Source organism: Paenibacillus sp. BC26 (assembly GCF_900116125.1).
In the GTDB taxonomy this organism is placed as follows: domain Bacteria; phylum Bacillota; class Bacilli; order Paenibacillales; family Paenibacillaceae; genus Paenibacillus_Z; species Paenibacillus_Z lignilyticus.
Window position 1 is genome coordinate 114,579 of sequence record NZ_FPAD01000001.1, and the last position, 21,940, is coordinate 136,518.

Sequence of the window (21,940 nt, forward strand, 5' to 3'; positions counted from 1 at the left end):
GTTTTACGATGGATTGTAAAAAGCCAACCGACAGTACAGGGGGATCAAGATGAAAGCACGATTTCTAAAATCGGCTGTCGTGTTGACAGTATGTTTGGCAGTGACGGCAGGATGTTCATCGAATAATGACAACCCGAATGCATCCGGTAACGCTGCGAATGAAACCAATAAAGCGGCTGCGCCGGCGGATCCATTCGGTAAATATGCAGAGACGGTTACGATCAACATCGGCAAAGGGATCGATGCAGCATCGGAGAAGACGCTGCCGATCGGAGACACGGTGGAGAACAATCAATACACCCGATATACCGAGGACAAACTGAATATCAAGTTTAATCATGTGTGGCAATCCCGAAGCGACGCGAATCTCCAGAAGCTGAAGCTCGCGATTGCGAGCAATGACATTCCGGATGCGATGATCGTGCAATATCCGGATTTGGTGCAGCTGGTAGATGCGGGACTGATTGAGGATATGACGGATATCTATCGGCAATATGCTTCTCCGCAAATCAAGGACATGTATAAATCCGCGGATGAAATCGGGTTAAAGCAGGCTACCTTCGACGGCAAGCTCATGGCGCTTCCAAATTCGCAAACGTTGGCGGATTCGATCTATATGATGTGGATTCGTCAGGATTGGCTGGACAAGCTGGGCTTGCAGCCTCCGAAAACAGTGGATGAAATTGCCGCTGTCGCCAAAGCCTTCATCGATAAGGACGCAAGCGGCAAAGGTACAGTGGGCCTTACCGGAAGCAAGGCGCTATTCGAGATGGATAATGCAATAGGCGAGTTCGATCCCATCTTCGCGGCTTATCATTCTTATCCGCTAAACTGGGTGAAGGACGGCGCAGGCAACATTGTGTTTGGCGGTACTACGCCGGAGACGAAGGAAGCGCTTGGCAAGCTTCGCGAAATGTACGCAGCCGGCTTGATCGATCAAGAATTTGCGCTTCGCAGCGATAATTTGGAGCTGGTGAAGGGAGGCACTTCCGGGATCTTCTTCGCGCCTTGGTGGATGGGTTACGATCCGATCCCGGAATCGATGAGGAATGATCCGTCTGCGGTATGGAAGCCCTATATGGTGCCTCTGGATTCCGAGGGTCAATTCAATACGCATGTGCAATCGCCGACAAGCGCTTTCTTCGTCGTGAGGAAAGGCTTTAGCCACCCGGAAGCATTGATGAAATATATTAACGTGCAGGTCGCGGCAGAAACCTATGCGGATCCGGATGCTCTGAAGCTCGATCCGGGCGTTGGCTTCCAAAACTGGCCGATGCGCAGTGCAACGACTTATGCGGATAATGTCGAACGGAATTCGAAGGCTCTGAGCGATGTGTTGAATGGAACAGCCGATGTTTCCTCCTTGAACAGCAATCAGAAGCCGCTTTATGAGGATTGGCTCGCAACGAGAGACAACCCTGCGGCAGACTTCGGGAAATGGGGGCCGGCTTTCTCTTACGTCGTAGCCGGCCAGCAATTGTTGAAGCCGATGAACAAAGTATTCAGCTTGTACTATGGACAAACGAAAACGATGGAAACCAAGTGGGACAGCTTGCTGAAGCTGGAAAATGAGGCATTCACGAGGATTATCATGGGCAGCGCGGATTTGGACTCCTTTGACGAATTCGTAGAAAACTTCAACGCCCAAGGCGGCGATGAAATTTCCAAGGAAGTTGAAGCGGCCATAAAAGAATAACAATCAGGTGAGTAGTTAGCGCTGGGGGTACCTGGCGCTATTGTTCTATCAATCGAGGATGGAGGAAGCTTTCATGGACAACTTGTTTGTGCTGCCGAATATGTACAGCGCGATTCGAATACCCGGCATGGAATACTCGCGGAATCGGGCCGGGTGGTCCTATCCGAACCATCGCCATCCGTTCTTTGAATTTCTATGCTGCGTGAAGGGAGAAATTCGGCAGTGGGTGAATGGGCAGCAGTATCATCTGTTTCCCGGGGATGCGATTCTCATCGGTTCGGACATGTATCATCGGACAGAGGCCGTGACGGATTGCATGTTTTTTGATTTCCACTTTGATGTGGAGCTGCCCGATGTGCACTATATCTTTCAATCGTCCACCTACCAGTTCTTTCGCCATGCGGAGAATGAATCCTTAATGCGCCGGATCCGGCTGTTTCTGGAGGAGTTCGGCGTGGATCTTCATCGTATGGGGCAAGAGCATGAGAGACTGAAGGATGCGGCGCAGCGGCCCGAGGCATTCAGGCTTCAGATGGAGAAATCGATTCGGACGTTGAGCATTCATGCCAGCTTGCTCGAGATTGTGGGCATGCTCGCGAATCGGCTTCTGCAGGAGAGTGACGGTGAATTCTCGGATACCGAAGTCACCCCGTCCCAAATTAGGCTTGCCCGCGAGGCAGCTTGCTATATCGAGGAGAATCTTCTGGAGGATATTCGCGTGCATCATGTGGCCAAACAGCTGAATGTGCACCGTACGCATCTGCATACCTGCTTCAAGAACGTGTACGGTATTTCACCGAGCGTCTATATTATAAATTCTCGTATTCGGGAAGCGAAGAATCTGCTGATGACGATGAACTGGAGCATGGAAGAGATCGGACAGCATCTGAGATTCTCTTCTTCTGCCCATTTCAGCCGGGCTTTCCGAGCCATTGTCGGTATGCCTCCGGTGCGGTTTCGGCAGCATGCCAGAGCGAAATAGAAAAAGATCAAAAATCCGGGAAAGGAAGCGCCCCGGGACCTTTGATCTTTAACCTTTAGCCAAGCTCAGGGAATTCCTGCAGGGTTACCGTAGGTTCAACCATCCCGTGAAGCTCGAAGATGACGATTTCATTATCGCCTGCCCTCAGAAGAGGTGCAGGAACATAGAGTGTAATTTGCGGTCCAATGTCCCAGTAGCGTCCTAAATTAAAGCCATTGATGAACACGACGCCTTTCGTCCAGCCCTTCATGTTCATGAAGGTATCGGCAAGCTCATCCACATGAAAGCTGCCTTTATAGAAGGTCGGTCCATTCTGCGGGGCATCCTGCTCCAGCGGAGAATAAGTCAGCGCCGACAGATCATCGAGCGGCAGCGGATGAATCGTCCAATCATACAGAAATTGCCGCTCGAGGCGAACGCCTTCGGTAATGCCTTTCGGATCGTTCATTTTCCAGCCGTAATTGATACGTCCCATATTCTCCACAAGCAGGCTCAATGACGCGCCTTCCTGCGGAATCTCCAGGGTAATATCGCCTTCGGCGATCTCAATCGTTAAGTCGTGCTTATTGCGTTCAATAACGCCTTTGTATTCATGATCCAGGAAGACAAGCGCACGGTCTCGCACTTCTTGTACGACCACTTTGCTGAGCGGCCTTGGTCCGCTGACCCGAGTCGTGTAGAGGACAAACCCATAGTCTTGACCGAGCTTCTCCATCGTTTCCGGATACACGCTCTTCACCGGATGCGATAAGACTTCAAGCACATCGAACAAACGCGCTTGTTCCGTAAGCTGAACGGCGCCATAACGTTTCGTGGGAATCGGCTCCGGAAGAAGCTCGACCGGAATGTCAACGTACTTCGAGATGACATCCCGAATGGCCAGGTACTTATCGGTGATGGCACCGGATTCGCTGAGCATCGCGTTGTAATCATAGCTGGTAACCGTTGGCTCATAGGAAGTGAAGAAGTTCGCTCCGTTGTAGAAACCGAAATTCGTACCGCCCTGGAACATATAGAAGTTTACGGAAGCGCCTGATTTCAGAATGCGGTCCAGCACATCGGCGACATCATCATAGCCGCGGACATGATGCTCTTCGCCCCAGTGATCAAACCAGCCATTCCAATATTCCATGCATACAAGCGGGTTGTCCGGCTCATATTCGCTTAATTTATCGAAGGCTTCTTCCGGCCTTGAGCCAAAGTTTGCCGTCGCGAGCGTACCCGGCAGCGTACCGCCTTGAAGCATATGATCCTCGGGACCGTCGGAGGTAAAGAGCAGAACATTAATGCCGCGACGAATCATGCCTTCGCGCAAGTAGGCTAAATAAGTTTTATCGTTGCCGTAGCTGCCGTATTCATTCTCAACCTGCATGGCGAGAATCGGGCCGCCATTGGTATGCAGCAGCGGAACTAACAGAGGCATTAGCACATCGTAGTAGGCATCGACCCGGTCCAAGTAAGGCTGATAATGGCAGCGAAGCTTCATGCCGTCTTCTGCGAGCAGCCACGAAGGCAAGCCGCCGAATTCCCACTCTGCGCAAATATAAGGGCTGGGGCGAACGATCACATAGAGTCCGATTTCGGCTGCGATCTCAATGAATCGAACGACATCCGCGATTCCGGTGAAGCAGAATTGCCCTTGTTTGGGCTCGTGTATATTCCAAGCGATATAAGTTTCAACGGTATTGAAGCCGCATGCCCTAAGCTTCAGCAGGCGGTCCTTCCAATACTCGGGAACGACACGGAAATAGTGAATAGCGCCGGAGATCATTTGGAAATTCTTGTTATCCACTACAAATTGACGTCCATCAATAGCAAATCGGCTCACTGTGCAATACCCCCTGTTAGTTAGCTAATACGGTCCGTAAACGATTTCCCATCCACAGGCAGGTATCCCATAAGTCGGTTACCGGCTGATTCGTGAATGGAAGCGTATGCATATAGCCCGGCGGACCATATTCAGGCGTGACCGGCGTGCTCTCATATCCGCCGGCTTTACGGATTTCGAAGATATGTTTCCACCAGTCCTCATGCGTCTTGAGCTCCACTGCATACTCAGGTGCCGCGGGATGGGGAACTTGCGGACCTTGTGCATACCCTACGCGGGCATGGATATGGATGGTTCGTTCACTGGCCAGCCGGATCGCTTTCCCTTGATCAGGAAGCAGCGATTCACAGACGCAGCACCAATGGCTGAAATCCGCGGTGATCCGAAGATCCGGGAATAATTCCAGCAGTCTGGCCGTGTTCCATGGTGTGTACATCGCACGGTGTCGATGGGTCTCGTGTCCGACGGAAACGCCGGCAGCTTTCTGTTCGTGAATCGCGGCGCGGAAGAAGTCGGACTGCTCTTCATCGGACATACAGTCCCTTGCGCTGTGCGAAATCACAAGAAGCGGGTTTAGCGCGGCTGCCCGGTTAACCCCGTTCGCGAATGTTTCCTTATGCTGCTGTAAGGATTGGCCGGTGGAAGCAATCAATGCGATGTAAGCCAGTTTATACTCTTGCAGCAGTTCTATAAATTCACCTGCATGCTCCGGCGATGGGACAGGTGCTTCAACGCCGTCATAGCCGGCAGCAGCAATTTGTCGAATGCTTTCCCGGTAGGTGAGGTGCTCCATCCCCCATAACGACTTAAACAATCGAAGACTCATAAGCGCAGTGCCCCTTTCTATTAATCAAGTTCTATCATAGCAATGAATGAAAGGGCTTGCTATTTCGGATCGTCTTGCCTTTTTGCATAAATGTATGGCGAAATAGGCTGTCGATGGGAGCGTAATTGCGACTACATTTGTATAAAAAACGCATACCATTCGAAATGGTTCAAGCCGTAAACGGCATGTTACGATTTGCCTGTCAGTTCATTCATTCAATCTGGGGGTAACGCAAATGAAGATTCATATCGGACAAGCAGAGCTGGAGATGGGCAGTAAATATATGACGGAGCTGCGCAGCGCCAATGATATTTTGGATAACGTGGAAGAGCTTCGCGAACGTCTGGAAGAGGATGGTTATCTGCTTATTCGCGGCTTTCATAAACGGGAAGATGTCATGAAAGCACGGAGTGGAATCCTGAATAAGCTGAACGGCATGGGCCGGCTTGATTCGGAATTCCCGATCGAAGACGGTGTCATTGCGGCCGGTGCCAAGGGCGTTATGTTCGGCGGTGCGGCCAATGACGAGGATCAAGATATGCAAGGCTTCTATAACCTCGTGAACAACAGCAACGTTATGGGCTTCTTTGACCGTCTGCTGGGCGGCGAGTCCATTACCTATGATTACAAATGGCCGCGTGCGGTAGGAAACGGAGACTTTACCGGCGCGCATTACGATATCGTTTATATGGGCCGCGGAACGAAGCAGGTGTATACGATGTGGACGCCGCTTGGCGACGTACCTTACGAGCAAGGACCGCTGGCCATTTGCCTGGGCTCGCAGCACTTTGACAAGATGAAATCGACCTACGGGCAAATGGATGTGGATCGCGACAATATTGAGCTGGGCTGGATCTCCAAGGATCCCGTGGAGTGCGTGGAGAAATTCGGCGGACAATGGGCAACTACGCCGTTTGAAGCAGGCGATATGATTATCTTCGGCATGTTCCTGCTGCACGGCTCGGTTAATAACATGACGAATCGATATCGCTTAAGCTCGGATACCCGCTATCAGCTGAAATCGGAGCCTGTGGATGAGCGCTGGGTCGGCGTGAAGCCGAAAGGTCATTACGCTTGGGGCAAGGAAAAGTCAAAGTCGATCGAAGAAGCAAGAAAAGAATGGAATATCTAATAGAACTAGATTGAACACAAAGTGCTCCCTGCATGGGGAGCACTTTGTTCACGATTCTATAGCAGGTTCATTCCAGGTGATCATTGCGTGGCGGATACGGTTACAGAGAGAGGGGTCACACATGAAATCAGCACTGCTCGCCCGAACCAACGGCATGAAGTTATCTACGATTCTTAGCATATTTGTCGTCTTCATCGTCATCATTCCCATTACGCTCAGCAGCATCTTTGTGCTGCGCATGTACAAAACCGATGTCATTAATCAGGCTACCGAGCGAACGCTTCAGTCTTCGCAAACCGTTGCGTATGCGACCAAACAGGAAATCAACAAAATGATCAGCATCTTCGCGGCGATCAGCATGGATCCGGATGTGCTGACGACCGCTTCGGATATTCAAACGACCACCTCGGTGGATCGGCAAACGAATATCAGCAAGCTCCATAAAATTCTCAATAAGCATACGTCATCCGTCATGTCGGATGTTCTCTCCGTTAAATTTTTCTTCAAGGAAAGGGGCTCTTACACCTATCTGAGCAATATGGAAGGGAATGAAGAGACGACTCGCAAGACGGATTGGTATCAGCTGGCGATCAATAAGCCGGATAAGATTCATTTTCTTGGGGAGCAGCCTCTAGTGGTTCATAGCGAGAAGCTGCTTACCAGCATCATGACGGCTTCCTTCTCACCGAGCGCCTTTAATATTTTGTCAGATGTGGAAGTGATCTATTTTGCATTTAGCGGAGGCGAATTCGAAAACATTCTGCTGCAGGATACGAATCGATCATCGAAAGTATTTCTGGTAGACGGTGACGGATCCGTTGTGACTTCGAATCAACAGCTTGCACAGCAAGGGGAAACAATCGGGCCGATTCTGCAGAAGCTTACCGGGAAATGGGGGCATTTTCTGAAGACGATCGAGGGGAAGAAGATGCTGGTTACGTATGCCAATGTCGGTGAAGCCGATTGGAAAATCGTGAATATAACGCCTTACAGCGAGTTAATCGTCAATTATGAGAAGGTGAACAAAATCATTCTGCTTGCCGCGATGCTGATTATCGTGTCGCTGGGAGCCGTAGCGATCTATTTTGTACGGAATGTCACGAAGCCGATCCACCGGCTCATGCGTCAAATGTCGCGTGTCATGGATGGTAATTTATCTACGCATGTACATGCCTCCGGAAGTCTGGAGCTGCTGACCCTTGGCAATACATTCAATCATATGATTGTGAAGATTCAACAGCTGATGAAGCAGCATGAAGAACAAGAACGAGCAAAACGGATGGCTGAATTCTCGGTGCTGCAATCGCAAATTAATCCGCATTTCTTAATCAATACGCTCAATGCAATTAAGCTGATGGCGCTGATTAGTAAAGCGGACAATATTCAGAATATGACGAACTCGCTGATGAGATTGTTATCGTCGTCGTTTAATCGCGGCGGGCGGCTTGCGAGGCTCTCGGATGAAGTAGAGAACTTGAAACATTACTTATCCATTATGGAAATTCGCTACGGGAATAAGTTTGAAACGGTGTGGGAGATTGAAGAATCCGTGCGAACCTTGTTTGTGCTGAAGCTGCTCCTACAGCCGATCATTGAGAATAGTCTGATCCATGGATTAAACGGGCGGGATCACGGCGGCATCATCTATATCTCGGCGTGCTTGAAGAATGATGCTCTGCTGGTTTGCATCGAGGACAACGGAGTTGGCGTGACGGATCAAGCCTTGGAGAGTTATCGGAAACAAGCGGAAGAGCCTGTCAAAGATCGCAGCTACAGCGGAATGGGCATATTGAACGTTCATCAGCGCATTCAGCTTCATTACGGGAAAACGTACGGCCTTCATATTGAGGCGAGCGAACGAGGCGGTACGCGCGTTAAGTTGCTTCTGCCCCTCATTAGCAGTTCTGATGACGAGGAAGTCATGTCGGCGTAGAGTGGTTCAAAAAAGATCATGTTTACCTCAATAACAATCATTTGGATGCGGTTACATTGGCGTTATTATGAAGAAGGTTGAAGAACAGCAACCACAGATGGTCACTATAAACGGAGGGTTGAATCAATGCGTAACAAGAAGCTTTTTAATGTACTGCTGGTGGTATGTATGTTTGCAGTAGCGATGTTGACAGGCTGCGGAAGCAGCAAAGAGAACAACACGAACACAAGTAACAATACCACGGCTGCCGCTGAGACTAACACAGAAGCAGACACAGCTGCGAATACGACGGAAGCAGACACGGCTAAGCCTGTTAAGCTGAAACTCGGCATGTGGGAAGCCAAAACCGATATCGAGTTCTGGACAGAGAAAGTGAAAGAATACACGAAGCTGAAGCCAAACGTTTCCATCGAAGTTGAAACGATTCCGGATAACAGCGGTCAATATTTGAAAGTGCGCCTTGCAGCAAATGACCTGCCGGATCTGATGTACTTGAAACCGGCTCACTTCCAAATTTATAAAGATTCCTTGCTGCCGCTGGATGAGCTGCCGGTTGTGAAAACAAATAAATTTCCAGGCGTGATCGACGGCCAAACGCTAGGTCTGCCGCTGGTATCCTTCTCGGAGTATGTGTACTATCACCCTAGTATCTTCGAAGAGCTGAATCTGCAAATTCCGCAAACGATGGATGAATTCATTGATGTGCTTGAGAAAATCAAAGCCGGCAATAAATATATTCCACTCGCACTGGGCGGTAAAGACGACTGGACATTCTATCCGTTCTCTGAGTTTGGCCCTCATATTCTTTCCAAGGATGAGCAATACCAAGCGAACTTGGCTACGAATGCAGAACCGTTCGGCAAGGGTTCTACGTTCGAGACAGTTGCAAACATGATTAAGAAGATCGCTACGGACAAATTGGCAGGACCGGACGCGCTAGGTATCGGTTATGATCAAGCGACTCAATTGTTCCAAGCTAAACAAGCGGCAATCATAGCGTTAGGACAATGGTATTATGCAGATCATCTGGCGAAGGTTGGCAATGACGATGACCTTGCTGCGTTCCCGATGCCTTGGAGAACTTCCGCGAGCGATCCGCTTCCGAACATGACGCTTGCCGATCAATACGTTTCCATTAACAAAAATTCCGCGAATGTGGAAGAAGCGAAAGCATTCATGGAATGGATGTTCAGCCCAGAAGTTTACCAACCATATATCAACACGTTGAAAAACACTTCTACTGTTGAAGGCGTAACTTCCGATCTTCCGTTCTTTAATAAATCGAACGAGGCAGCTCCATTCGTTCCGTTTATCTACGATGCTACTAACGAGAGATATGCGAAAGTAAAAGCAGCTGCTCAATATGATGAGAAGAAAACGGCAGCAGACATCTTCGCGGGTAAAAACGTTGAAGATGTGGAGAAAACGTTGAATGGCAACTGGAAGAAAGCCGTAGAATCGATTAAGTAATAACGGAATAGCTGTGAAGGAGGGTGCTTTGGGTCAAACCATGTACCCTCTCTTATTCAGCGAAGCGGTAGGAAGAGTTGGATAGAGAGATTCGGTTACCTTGCAGGAGGGATGAAAATGAATTACCAGGCGCAGCAAAAATGGGTTATCTTCGGCTTTTTATTCATCCCTGTTTCATTGCTGTTATTGTTTTTGGTTTATCCGACCTTACAATTGTTCCACTACAGCATTACGAATTGGGATGGGTATAGCGCTTCTAAGAGTTATATAGGCTTTGAGAATTACAAGCAAGTGCTTTTCTCGATGCCGGATGTGTGGAAATCGATTAGCAATAACGGCATTTATTTTATCGTGCATACGTTATTTATTCCCTTGGAATTAATGGTAGCCGTTCTATTAAATCGGGCCATTCGCGGAAGCTCGTTATTCCGCTTCACTATACTTATGCCTTATGTCGTCAATGGCGTAGCGGTAGCTTATATGTTTAGTTATATCTATTATCCGATTAACGGACCGCTTAACAGCTTATTAACTTCTGTTGGACTGGAAAGCTGGATTCATGGCTGGCTGAGCGATTTTGAATTAGTGAATTACTCGCTGGTGGCGGTATCGTTGTGGCGTTTCTGCGGGGTACACGTGATTTTGTTCCTGGCAGGTCTTCAATCGATCCCACAGGACTTGTATGAAGCAGCCTCGATCGATGGAGCGAACTTCTGGCAGAAGCAGCGTTATGTTACGCTGCCCGGCATTCGCCGCGTCGTAGAGATTATCCTATTCATGAATGTCACAGGAGCATTGCTGCAATTCGATATTCCATTTGTCATGACAGGCGGGGGACCCGGTGTTGCCAGCAGCACCTTTGGTTTATTCTCCTTATTCACGGCCTTCAAATTCAACAATTTTGGTTTAGCCTCGGCGATGGCCGTAGTATTGCTGATCCTGATTATCGTGTTCTCCTCGATACAGAATTGGATCATCAAGGACAGGAGTGGGAACTGATATGTCCGGATTGAGACGCAGTTTGCCGGGAAATGTATTCTATTATGCCATGTTCGCGCTTATCTTCGTGATTGTGTTTGTGCCGATTGCTCTTGTGGTGTTCGGAGCCTTTAAGACGAGAACAGAGCTGTTTCAGACAACCCCGCTGGCCCTACCCGGCAGCTTCTTGAATTTCAGTAATTTCAAACTGGCTTATACACAAGGCGATATGCTGCGGGGATTATGGAATACGACGATTATTGCTTTCATCACGCTATGCGGAAACGCCATATTGGGCACGATGACTGCTTATATCCTGAATCGGTTTCAGTTTAAATTGAAGAAGGTTGTATATGGCCTGTTCCTGATCGCTATGATCATTCCCGCGTATACGACTGAAATTGCTCGGTTTCAGATCATTCATTCCATCGGGATGTATGATTCATTAAGAGCCCCGATCTTGATTTACATTGGAACGGACATTATGCAGATCTATATTTACATGCAATTTCTGGAGAAGATTTCTAACCAGCTTGATGAAAGCGCTATGCTGGATGGGGCAACGTACGTAAGGATTTTCCGCTCGATTATATTCCCGTTATTGCTGCCTGCAACTGCAACGCTGGCGATTCTAAAGAGTGTAACCGTCATGAACGATGTCTATATTCCATTCTTGTATATGCCTTCGAAGGAATTGGTCACGATGTCGACGGCACTGATGAAGTTTGTCGGTGCGCGGGGTTCCGATTTATCCGCGCTATGTGCCGGTATTGTACTCGTGCTGATCCCAAGCGCAGCGGTATACATCGCATTTCAACGTTTTATCTTTAAAGGTCTTATGGACGGTGCAGTGAAGGGTTAACAGGCAGTCTTAATCAGAGATGAGGGGGAAACGCTGAAGATGATCAATCTGATGATAGTGGATGATGAACCGTTAGTCAGGCTCGTATTGCGTCATATGATCACCTCCCAACATTCGGATATTCATATTGTCGGAGAAGCATCGGATGGTCAAGAAGCGATTCATTTCATTACGGAGCATCAAGACATCGATATCGTCTGCGTGGATATTCAGATGCCCAAGATGAACGGGTTGCAATTTCTTCAGCAGCTGGGTCAGCTTGAGCGGGCGAAGCCGGTCTATCCGATCGTTCTAAGTGCATTCAACGATTACGATTACGTAAGGGAAGCGTTTATTAACGGAGCCAAGGATTATATGCTCAAAGCCAATATGGATGAGGCTTATCTTGCGCCGATTCTGTCTAAAGCCGTGAATGAAGTAATGAAGCATAAAGGGGCCACTCCGGTGCAAGCAGCCGTTGCTGAAGCGGATATGCCGGCTCTTCCAGACAAGAATCTGGAACCCTTGCTTATCTCTCTGTTAAACCTTGAACCATTAGAAGCCTCCGCTCGGAATGAAGCCTCTGCCGAGCTAAAGGCCGTGCTTGGTGAAGTGAACCTCATTGCGGCTTCCGTTAAACTCTCTCAGATCAGCCTCAATGAAAGCTCAGCGGGATTTATTAAACAAACGATCCGGACGGTCCTTGATTCTCAAGCGATTCCGGCCGTCATTCTGGATCGACTGCCTAAGGAATATACCTTGCTGATGGCGTTTCCCCATCAACGCAGCGAGACTTCCGCGCGCGAGAACATCCACGGTATGTTGACGACGATCAGTGTGCGTTTAAAGCAGTTTATCAATGCCTCTGTCGCCATCGGTGTCAGCGGCTGGGGCAGAAATTCATGCGAGTGGCTTGATCTGGCAGAGCAGTCATCGAAAGCTGCAGAGCTTAGCTATTATCGAGGGTTTGATAAAGTTTTTTTTCCTGAGGCGGTACCGGTATCCAAACCTTCGCTTGAGAAATCAGCCGGATCACAATCCTTCCTGGACCAACTGCGGATGACCAGGGCTGAAGCGGTGAAGAGCCTGAAGGAATCGGATACCGTGCAATGGAAGATGCAATATACGCAATTTCGTATGCTGCTCATGCAGGCCGACAGTATCAAACCCGAAGTCATCAAATCGGAGTTTACCGAGATGGTCTGGGAAATTGGCGCTATCCTGTATCCGAGCGGTCTGCGTTGGCAGCAGCTCCAAGAGGGGTTTAGTAATCCGCTCGACTTTATCGAGCAATTTAACACGATGAGGGACAGCTTGCAGTGGATGGAAGACATGCTGGGCAAGATCCATGGCTTAATTCACGAGCATGAATGCAAACAGCTGGAGAAATATTCCCTTCCTGTCGCGAAAGCAAAAACGTTCTTAGACAAGCACTATTGCGAGGATATTACCCTCCCTTCAATCAGCCAGATGGTAGGCGTCAGCGGGAGCTATCTAAGTAAACAGTTTTCCAAGGAAGTCGGCAGCAGCTTCATTCAATATTTGACGAGGCTGAGAATCGAAGAAGCCAAACGACTAATGGGAATCGGGATGAAAGTATCCGAGGTGTCGGATCGGGTCGGGTATATGAATCCGGAGCATTTCAGTCGTATTTTCAAAAAAATAACGGGTCACAGTCCGAAGACACATCGCAGCGCATCCTCGGTCATGTAAGCGATTATCGAACTCTAATTATTAGTTATTTCCTTATAATGCTAAGGAAAACTAATAATTAGAGTTTTTTTTGTTCCTATTCACATTGTAAAGGTGCAAAATGTACCGATGTACATCACTTTCTGTCCGATTATTTCGCTTAAGTGATATTTTCCAGCAATAATATGCGAGAATAAACGAAAAATAAATCATTTCTTTATCAAATATCATCATTTGAATGCGTTTTCATTATCGGTAAGATACATAGTATCGTAGGAAACTTGTGGAAGAGGAGGGTTGTATTCAAGGGATTACGCATGTAGTGCAAGGAGTAGACAGCTGTTCACACGATTCTCAGTGGGCCGCAAGGTAACTGACAACGGAGGTAATGAATGTGAGGTTATTGAAGAAGACGTTAAGCATGATTACAACGGCGACACTTGTGTTCTCATCCGGCATTATACCCATGCAAAGTTATTCAAATGTACTGGGCAGTTCGGTTGTTCAAGCCGCGCAAATCGAGCAAACCTATAATTCCAACTTGAATGATGCCGGTACCTGGTTACAATCCCAAGCACCTGCAACGGCTGCGATTACGGCTGCAGCAGGTAAACTAACGATCAGCGAGCCGACGAATAACGGTTCGTACAAAAATTTCATCATCGATTCGAATTCGCCTGCGGTTGCGGATGGCGATTATACGGCGACGCTGACTACGAAATCAGGTGCAGCAAACCGCTATGGTGTCGTAGTTCGCTATATTGACGCCAATAACTGGGTTTACCTGGGGAATGAACCCGGCGTGGGCTGGTTTATGAATTGGAAAAACAACGGAACGGAAGATTGGTACGGTTACTTCGGGGCAGCCTACCCGATCGCGACAGGTTCGCCTGCAGTAGGTGTGCCTCTCAAATTAAATATCAACTATTCGGGCAAAGATTTTGTCGTTTCCATTAACGATACGCAGGTATTGGACAGCAAAGCTACGCCTGCATTCGTGGCGAAATCCTCCACTATTCCTACTGCTGCGGGTAAAGAAGGGGTTCTCTCCTTCAAATGGACGCATAACTTTGAGGTTTCTTCTTCCACGCTGAAATATATGGAGGAATCGGCACCGGAGCCGCAGCTGCTTACGTATGCGAATGATTTCGAAAGCGGAACGGAAGCGAACCTTACTGACAATGGAGCCGTGAAGAACGATACGGCTATCAGCGGCGCTGCTTCCTACTCCGGCATGGACGGTAAGTTTCTGGCAGCGCAGCAAACCGGCAATAATGTCTTCTATTTCAGCGACATGCCTGATATTGCCAATGGTACCGTTGAGATGAAGTTCGGCATCGACGGCGGAGCAGCGGAGCAATTCTGCCCTGCTGTACGCGTAAAGGATGCCACTCATTATTCCTTGGTCTGCCGCGACCCTAACGGATGGATCTGGGACGGATTCAATGGTTCCGGAGAAGTGTGGGGCACATCCCTGAATAAAGCGGAAATACTTGTCCCCGGCAAAATCTACACTTTGAAAGAAACGTTTAATGGGGATACGTACGAGATTTATTTGGATGGCAGATTGATCTACTCTTCTACGACAGGCAATAAGCTGCCGACTGCAGCAGGCAAAATCGGTTTCCGTTCCTACTTCGGCGCGAAATCGCTCAATATCGATAGCGTGAAAGTTACGGATACCAACAATACCGTGGTGTATGATCGCAACTTTGACAATGAAACGGCGCCTGTTGCCAATATCGGAACGGTGACGACGAACTCCACCTATTCGTTGAAGACACCTCTTCCGGGCTTTACCGGCAGATTGGCAAAAGTAGCGACAACGAATGGGGCAAGTCAAGTTGTAGACAGCAAATCTCCGATGATTAGCAACGGCACGTACAGTGCGAAGCTTCAGCTCGGCAGCACGTATACGAATGCCGGACTGCTGTTCCGCTATCAAGATGAAAGCAACTGGAGTGCGGTAAGAACCGACAGTGCAGGGAACTGGAAGCTGGTCGGCATGAATGACGGAACGGATGTAAGCTTTGATTTAACAAACATACCGCAGCCTCTTGGCACGACGCCTCATCAAGTGCAGATCGATTATCATGGCGATCACTATGCGCTTAGCGTTGATGGAACTGAGCTTTATGCCGGCACACATCCCGGATTGTTCAACTCTTATGGCCGTGTAGGCATTTCGACAAAAGCCGTGGCGCTAACTACATTATTGGATGAAATGAAAGTCGATTATGATCAGACCGATGTATATACACCGCCTAAACCTACTACATACATCAGAGATTATACGGATGGCGTAACAGGAACTTGGAAAAACAACGGGGATGGATCTGCCTATACGCCGGCACCGTCCATTACGAATAATAAGCTCGTGCTTAATAACTTTTTCGGTGAAATTTATGACTATGATTCCCTTGAAATGCAAGATGGCACTTATACCGTGAAATTCACAACGAGCTCGAGCACCGGTCGGGTCGGCTTCTATTTCCGATATACGTCGCCAAACCAGCCGTACGCAATGATTTACTACGGCGGCGGCAAAGAGTGGGGATGGCAAACGGATGCGGGACATTATGGCGTGCTCACGACTAACGGTCCGACCCTGCTTGCTGACACGGAATATACGGTCAAAATCAAGTATATCGGACAAAGCGTCAAAGTATTTGTCAATGATGTACTCGCTGTAAGCGGATCAGCCGACTTCCCTGTCGTGGAAGGCAAAGTGGGTCTCAGAAGCTGGTTTGACGCGAAGAAAATTACGGTCAGCAAATTGTCGCAAGAGAGATATGTGCCGCCGGTGCCTCCGACGCCGAGTGCACTGACGCCAATTACAATCGCATCGAGCAAATTGAGCGTTGAGCTCGACAATCGCTTCCCGGCTGTTCGCAGCTACACATGGGTAGGCGGTGAAGTAACAGACACGCTCCAAGGTCAAAGCGACTTCCTATATAAAGTGAAGATTAACGGTAACGAGAGCTTCGCGACTGTGGTAAGCGCAGCGAAAACAGCCGGCGATACGGTCGTTTATAAGCTCCATGTACCTGTAATCGATGATAATACGGAAGCCGTTATCGGCAATGTGGATATGGACGTCACCTTCAAGGTTACAAACGGATCCGTTCTTATGAATACGCACATTACTGCGGAGCCGGAAGGTTATAAAGTAGTCACGCTGGAGTTCCCGGATCAGAAATTGGTGACCGTCTCCAGCGCGAATCCGAATGCGCAAGGCGCATCCGTATGGATTACCGGGGAATGGAATCAATTCTATGAAGAGTATTATACGAATGACGCGGCATTCGGTGAGAAGCTTGCCGATCAAGAAGCAGACAGCAAGAGCAGAACCTATGGTTTCGTCAGCGACGGTAAACTCGCTGCAACAATCATCAATAATGTGATCAACCAACCCGGAAAAGTGAATATGAATATCGCGGCCGAGAATGGCACTTCGAACAAGCTGCTCTCGATGTGGAACGGGCAGTGGAATGTCAGAGGCGACGTCATCGATGACGCGAAATTCACTCCTAACTTTGATCTGTCGTCCGAGATCATCATCACGCCGGACAGAAACGACGATAGTACGGCAGATTGGAAAGACGCAGCGATCGAGTACAGAGACAAGTGGTCTCAGAACCTCCATCCCGGAGCAGATGAGATCAACAATTATGTATCCTATATCGCGATGAACTTTAACAGCTTAACGCAGGCTCCATTCTTAAGAACATTGGATAATGCGAAGAAACTTTACAATCTCTACGATGGCTTCGGTCAGTTAATCCTTGAAAAAGGCTATCAGGCTGAAGGACATGATGACAGCCATCCGGACGTTGCGGGACACTTTGGTATCCGCCCGGGCGGACTCAAGGATTTCAACACGCTTGTCGATGAAGGGTTGAAATATAACGTCAAAGTCGGCGTTCATACCAACATTGATGGTCAAGATCCGGATGCTTATTATGCGGATAAAGACAAATGGACGAGCTCGGGCTCCGCTTATGATTGGGTCGATCCGACCTATGGGCCGGACCGTGCCCAGGACCTCTCAACAGGGGAACTGGAGCGAAGATACGCACAGCTTAAACAAGAAGTTCCCAATCTGGCAATGGTTTATGATGATGTTTACAGCGGAGCTGGCTGGCATGCGGATCAGTTCGCGAACATCATCCAGAATAAGCTGGGTTTCTGGTTCGCAACCGAGTTCTCCGGACCAATGGAACAAAACGTCATCTGGACGCACTGGGGAACAGACCCTTATTACCCTAGTAAAACAGACGGCAGTATGATCGTTCGTTTCATGAAGAACCAGTATCAAGATACGTTCCAAGCGCCAAGTCCGGCAACGAGTGTGCTCCTGAGAGGGATGCTGCAAGCGGGTGTAGGTTCATGGCAGGGCAGAACAGATATGCAGAACGGGATCGATTTGTTCTACAACAACAATCTACTGACGAAATACATGCAGCATTTCCCGATTATGAACCTTACCTATGACAGCACGGGTATGGATCAAAGCGTCGTATTCAGCAATGGCGTAACGGCTACTTTGGATGAGTACCATGCAAGCCCATCCGATGCGAATCTGATTCTCGGCACGGCGTCTCTCAAGAAAGACGGCAAGAAAATCGCGGTTTATGATGTCGTGCTGAACAAAGCAGCGGGCGACACGGGAATCGGACAATTGGATGTTCAGAATCAGAAATCCCAATTGTTCCTGCCGTGGGATCCGCAAAACGAAACAAAAATTTACTATTGGAATCCTAAAGGCGGTTCAACGACTTGGGATATGCCAAACAGCTGGAATGACTTGTCCTCGGTTGAAATGTACAAGTTGACGGATACCGGCCGTGTCTGGGAACGTACGCTTCCTGTCGTGGACGGTAAAGTCACGATCGACAATACAACGGTTGGCGTTCCTTATGTCATTTATAAGTCCAAAGCGGATGAGCAAGGCTCCGCCATTCAGAAAGCTGCCGAGTGGGGCGTTGGCGGACCGGTCAAAGATCCGGGCTTCGACAGCGGCACCTTCACTTCCTGGCAGAAGTCTTCAACCACGAACGGGGCTGCAAGCCATGTTACGGTTGAACATGATTACAACATGAACAATTATGTAAGAATTAGCGGTACGGACGATGCTGTAATTTCGCAATCTGTAACCGGTTTGACGCCTGGTAAAACCTACACAGCTTCTGTATGGGTGGACATCAATAACGGTTCAGGCGGCAACAGAGACGATCAAACTGCAAGCACCTCTAATAGAAACGTGTCCTTACAAGTTTCCAATTACGGAGGCCCGGTAGTATCGAATTCCATCGATGCTTCAAAGGTTCAAAACTTGGAGGAGCCTAGTAAATTTAAAGGCACGTACTTCCAACGATTGGAAGTCGATTTCACGGCAGATCCATCCGGCCAAGCGACCCTTACATTAAAAGCAGATGCAGCAACTGCGGCTGTTTCCAATGTCTGGTTCGATGATGTGAGACTGTGGGAGAATCCGGGGAAAACGGATTTCGGTTCTCACTACTTCTATGAGGATTTCGAGAATGTATCGGAAGGACTTGGACCATTTGCATTCCGGGCGAACAGCGGTAATCAGACTCATCTTGCGGAGAAAGCAAGCGATGAGCTGAAAGCAGCGGATCCGGAAGTGAAGCAGCCGATGACGTATGTTATCGACGGCTTGTTTTCCTTGAAGTCGAACGAACAAGATCTCATTAACCGCACGACTTCCGTGCAAGAGATTGCGGCTACATTGCCATCTACGCTGAAGCTTAAAGCGAATACGACTTATAAAGTCGGACTGAAATACGAAGCGAACAAAGCCGGTTTGTATCAAATTTCGGCGAAGTCACGCTCTGGCGGGCCGAAACAAAGCGTATTGTTATCTGAAGCAACGGGGACCGGAAAGAGCAATATTCCGGATTGGACATTCCCGATTATTAAATCAACCGGCACAGCCAATGCCGAGCTGACATTTAATACGGGCGATTACAGCGATTACTACATTGCATTCGAAGTTGTCAGAGCACCTGGTGCGCCAACGTTGTCGGCAATTGATGTGGTCGTGGTACTGGATGATTTCTTCGTGGATGATCTGGATGCCGTTGCGGCTAATCATGCACCGGTAATCGGTACGATTGCTCCGATCTCCGTACAGGCGGGAGAGACCGTAAGCTTTACTGTTCCGGCTACAGATGAGGACGGGGACGATCTTGCATTCAGTGCTTCGAATTTACCGGCAGGTGCAACGATTGATGCAGCGACCGGCGAATTCCAATGGACGAACGCAACAGCGGGCGATTACGTCGTGACTGTACAAGCAACAGACGGTACAGAGATCGCTGCTCGTGATGTTGCCATTCACGTGGAAGCAGTTGTAACGCCGCCGGTGAATCACGTACCGGTCATTACAATTACGAATGCGGTAACGAGCGTGCTTACAGGCGAAGCGGTAAGCTTCACGGCGACCGCAACCGATGAGGATGAAGCAGATCAAGTTGATCTGAGTGTTGTGGGTACATTACCGGAGTTTGCGACGTTCGATGCGGAGACGGGTGTCTTCCAATGGACGAATGCTCCGAAAGGTGACTACGTGGTTACGCTTCAAGCAACGGACGGCACGGCTACCGTTACGCGGGATGTTGCCATTCAAGTAAGTGATGAAGTCGTGCCGCCGGTGAACCATGCACCGGTCATTGCGAACATCGCAGCGATTCATGTGAACGCAGGCCAAGCGGTAAGCTTCACGGCGACAGCAACGGATGAGGACGAAGATGTGCTGACGTACAGTGCAGCAGACTTGCCGGCGGGCAGTTCCATGGATGCAAGCACGGGCGCATTTGCGTGGAGCAGTGCCGTAGCAGGCAATTACGTCATCACGGTAACGGCTACAGACGGCGAATTGTCGAGCCGTACGGAAGTTACGATCGTAGTAACGACTGTCAACGTTGACCCAACACCGCCTACACCGACACCTCCAACGACAATCGTGACGGAGGGACATGTAGAGCTGAAAGCAACACCGGATGCATCCGGTCAAGCAGCGGTGAAGGTGACGGGAGCAGAACTCCTGCAAGCGGGCGAAGGGAAAACCAAATCCGTCACGCTAACGGCAGCGGTGGATGCTGCCAAACCGATTACCGGCATTGTGTTCCAGCTGCCGGCGCAGCAAGTGAACCAATTGGCAGACGATAAGAAATCGTTGGTGCTGGATGCAGGTCTGGCGACGGTATCGTTCGATGCAGGCATGTGGAACGCGATCATCGGCGATAGCAGCAAGGAAGTACAGCTATCGGTGAAACAGGTGGATGGATCGACGCTGAACGAGCAAACCAGAGCGCAGATCGGCGATCACGTCGTGTACGACTTTACGCTAACCGTAGACGGCACTAAGGTAAGTCAGTTTAAGAAGAAGGACGTAACGGTTGAACTGCCATACCAGCTGAAAGCAGGAGAGAATCCGAACCAAGTCGTGGTGTACTACGTGAACGACGAAGGCAAGCTGGAAGTGGTGAAGAACGCGAAATACGATAAGAAGACGCAAACCGTCACGTTCTCGCCGGAGCATTTCAGCTATTATGCAGCAGGCTCGTCAGCTATCCAATTCGGAGATATCGAAACGGTAGCGTGGGCGAAGGACAGCATTGAAGCACTGGCTGCACGCGGAATCGTGCAAGGCGTTGAGGACAATCGCTTCGCGCCGCAAGGGCAAGTGACGCGGGCAGCTTTCATTACGATGCTGATCCAAGCACTGGATCTGCAAGGGGCGGCGGCAGGTACAGAAACAGGGTTCAGCGATGTGAAGAGCGGCCAGTGGTACTCGGATGCCATTGCAGCGGCGAAGCAGCTGGGCATCGTAACGGGTAAGCAAGACGGAAGCTTCGGCGTGAATGACAGCATCACGCGCCAAGATATGGCGGTTATTCTCTGCCGTGCGCTTCAACTGAAGAAACCGGAAGCAGGAGCGGCATCGTTCACGGATCAAGGCGCAATCTCGGCTTATGCGCAAGAAGCTGTGCTTGCCGTGCAAGAAGCCGGCTTGATGAACGGCCTTGGCAATGGCAGCTTCGCCCCTAAAGGCGAGACCACCAGAGCTCAAGCGGCTGTAACCATTTACCGGATTTTGAATTTGATCTAAGCAGCGGAAACCGCCAATACGTGAACGGACGTATTGGCGGTTTTTTTGGACAAACAACTCATTCAACTATTATCAAACGAACTTTATGTAATATTTCTTCACATTTAACGTTAAATCCGTGATATTTTTTGAGGAATTACTGGATATGCATAAATATTCATAGTGTTGTAAGATACTCATCTAAACTGCGTTCATCGAACGCGGCTCGCTCATATTCGTATTCCGCCAGGCCTATTTGGAGGGGCGTTTATTTTTGCATGCGTGAATTTAATAATTCCTGTAACTGGAAACTATAAATTAAAATAACTAGTAAAACCAACGGTTTTTAGAGTTATAAGAAATACTGTTCACCCAACTGCTTTAATGAAGTAATCGGTAAACGCGGTGAAGAATATTGTCATTTTGAGGGGACGCGGCAACGCGTT

11 protein-coding genes are annotated in these 21,940 nt (G+C 49.0%); 9 read left to right on the forward strand and 2 right to left on the reverse strand.

The features are described from left to right. The first annotated feature begins 49 nt into the window (after positions 1 to 49). On the forward strand, positions 50 to 1,696 hold the full coding sequence (locus tag BM412_RS00580; protein WP_091212446.1) for an extracellular solute-binding protein: 1,647 nt from the start codon (positions 50 to 52) through the stop codon (positions 1,694 to 1,696). Between the two features lie 73 nt (positions 1,697 to 1,769). Beyond that, positions 1,770 to 2,678 carry a helix-turn-helix transcriptional regulator gene (locus BM412_RS00585; protein WP_177245589.1) on the forward strand — a complete coding sequence of 303 codons (909 nt, stop codon included), beginning with the start codon at positions 1,770 to 1,772 and terminating at the stop codon, positions 2,676 to 2,678. Between the two features lie 55 nt (positions 2,679 to 2,733). Here the strand turns inward: BM412_RS00585 and BM412_RS00590 are convergent, their stop codons facing one another. Continuing rightward, entirely contained in the window at positions 2,734 to 4,506 is a 1,773-nt protein-coding gene (locus BM412_RS00590; protein ID WP_091212450.1) for a glycoside hydrolase family 35 protein, read from the reverse strand. A 16-nt stretch (positions 4,507 to 4,522) separates the two neighbouring features. Beyond that, positions 4,523 to 5,332 (reverse strand): sugar phosphate isomerase/epimerase family protein, encoded by an 810-nt coding sequence (locus tag BM412_RS00595; protein ID WP_091212452.1) that lies wholly within the window; start codon positions 5,330 to 5,332, stop codon positions 4,523 to 4,525. A gap of 235 nt (positions 5,333 to 5,567) precedes the next feature. Here BM412_RS00595 and BM412_RS00600 point away from each other — a divergent pair, with 235 nt between their 5' ends. From BM412_RS00600 to BM412_RS00630, 7 genes are all read left to right on the forward strand, one after another. Next, positions 5,568 to 6,464 (forward strand): phytanoyl-CoA dioxygenase family protein, encoded by an 897-nt coding sequence (locus BM412_RS00600; protein WP_091212454.1) that lies wholly within the window; start codon positions 5,568 to 5,570, stop codon positions 6,462 to 6,464. 121 nt (positions 6,465 to 6,585) lie between these two features. Further along, the gene (locus BM412_RS00605; RefSeq protein WP_091212457.1) at positions 6,586 to 8,397 is read left to right on the forward strand and encodes a cache domain-containing sensor histidine kinase; all 1,812 of its coding nucleotides are present in this window, start codon (positions 6,586 to 6,588) and stop codon (positions 8,395 to 8,397) included. Positions 8,398 to 8,523: 126 nt separating this feature from the next. Beyond that, on the forward strand, positions 8,524 to 9,867 hold the full coding sequence (locus BM412_RS00610) for an extracellular solute-binding protein (protein ID WP_091212460.1): 1,344 nt from the start codon (positions 8,524 to 8,526) through the stop codon (positions 9,865 to 9,867). 117 nt (positions 9,868 to 9,984) lie between these two features. Beyond that, positions 9,985 to 10,866: a carbohydrate ABC transporter permease gene (locus BM412_RS00615; RefSeq protein WP_091212462.1), complete on the forward strand. Its 882-nt coding sequence runs from the start codon at positions 9,985 to 9,987 to the stop codon at positions 10,864 to 10,866. A gap of 1 nt (position 10,867) precedes the next feature. Beyond that, complete coding sequence (locus BM412_RS00620; protein WP_256256056.1) at positions 10,868 to 11,707, forward strand: carbohydrate ABC transporter permease; 840 nt, start codon at positions 10,868 to 10,870, stop codon at positions 11,705 to 11,707. A 39-nt stretch (positions 11,708 to 11,746) separates the two neighbouring features. Further along, a complete protein-coding gene (locus BM412_RS00625) occupies positions 11,747 to 13,399 on the forward strand; it encodes a response regulator transcription factor (protein ID WP_091212464.1) in 1,653 nt (550 codons plus the stop codon). Positions 13,400 to 13,772: 373 nt separating this feature from the next. Then, a complete protein-coding gene (locus BM412_RS00630) occupies positions 13,773 to 21,515 on the forward strand; it encodes an endo-alpha-N-acetylgalactosaminidase family protein (RefSeq protein WP_177245590.1) in 7,743 nt (2,580 codons plus the stop codon). Positions 21,516 to 21,940: the final 425 nt, after the last annotated feature.

What these genes read in the sequence shown, in the direction of transcription:
- BM412_RS00595 (WP_091212452.1), bottom strand. Translation starts at nt 5,332, where the DNA reads ATGAGTCTTCGATTGTTTAAGTCGTTATGGGGGATGGAGCACCTCACC.
- BM412_RS00605 (WP_091212457.1), top strand. Translation starts at nt 6,586, where the DNA reads ATGAAATCAGCACTGCTCGCCCGAACCAACGGCATGAAGTTATCTACG.
- BM412_RS00620 (WP_256256056.1), top strand. Translation starts at nt 10,868, where the DNA reads ATGTCCGGATTGAGACGCAGTTTGCCGGGAAATGTATTCTATTATGCC.
- BM412_RS00580 (WP_091212446.1), top strand. Translation starts at nt 50, where the DNA reads ATGAAAGCACGATTTCTAAAATCGGCTGTCGTGTTGACAGTATGTTTG.
- BM412_RS00615 (WP_091212462.1), top strand. Translation starts at nt 9,985, where the DNA reads ATGAATTACCAGGCGCAGCAAAAATGGGTTATCTTCGGCTTTTTATTC.
- BM412_RS00625 (WP_091212464.1), top strand. Translation starts at nt 11,747, where the DNA reads ATGATCAATCTGATGATAGTGGATGATGAACCGTTAGTCAGGCTCGTA.
- BM412_RS00600 (WP_091212454.1), top strand. Translation starts at nt 5,568, where the DNA reads ATGAAGATTCATATCGGACAAGCAGAGCTGGAGATGGGCAGTAAATAT.
- BM412_RS00610 (WP_091212460.1), top strand. Translation starts at nt 8,524, where the DNA reads ATGCGTAACAAGAAGCTTTTTAATGTACTGCTGGTGGTATGTATGTTT.
- BM412_RS00585 (WP_177245589.1), top strand. Translation starts at nt 1,770, where the DNA reads ATGGACAACTTGTTTGTGCTGCCGAATATGTACAGCGCGATTCGAATA.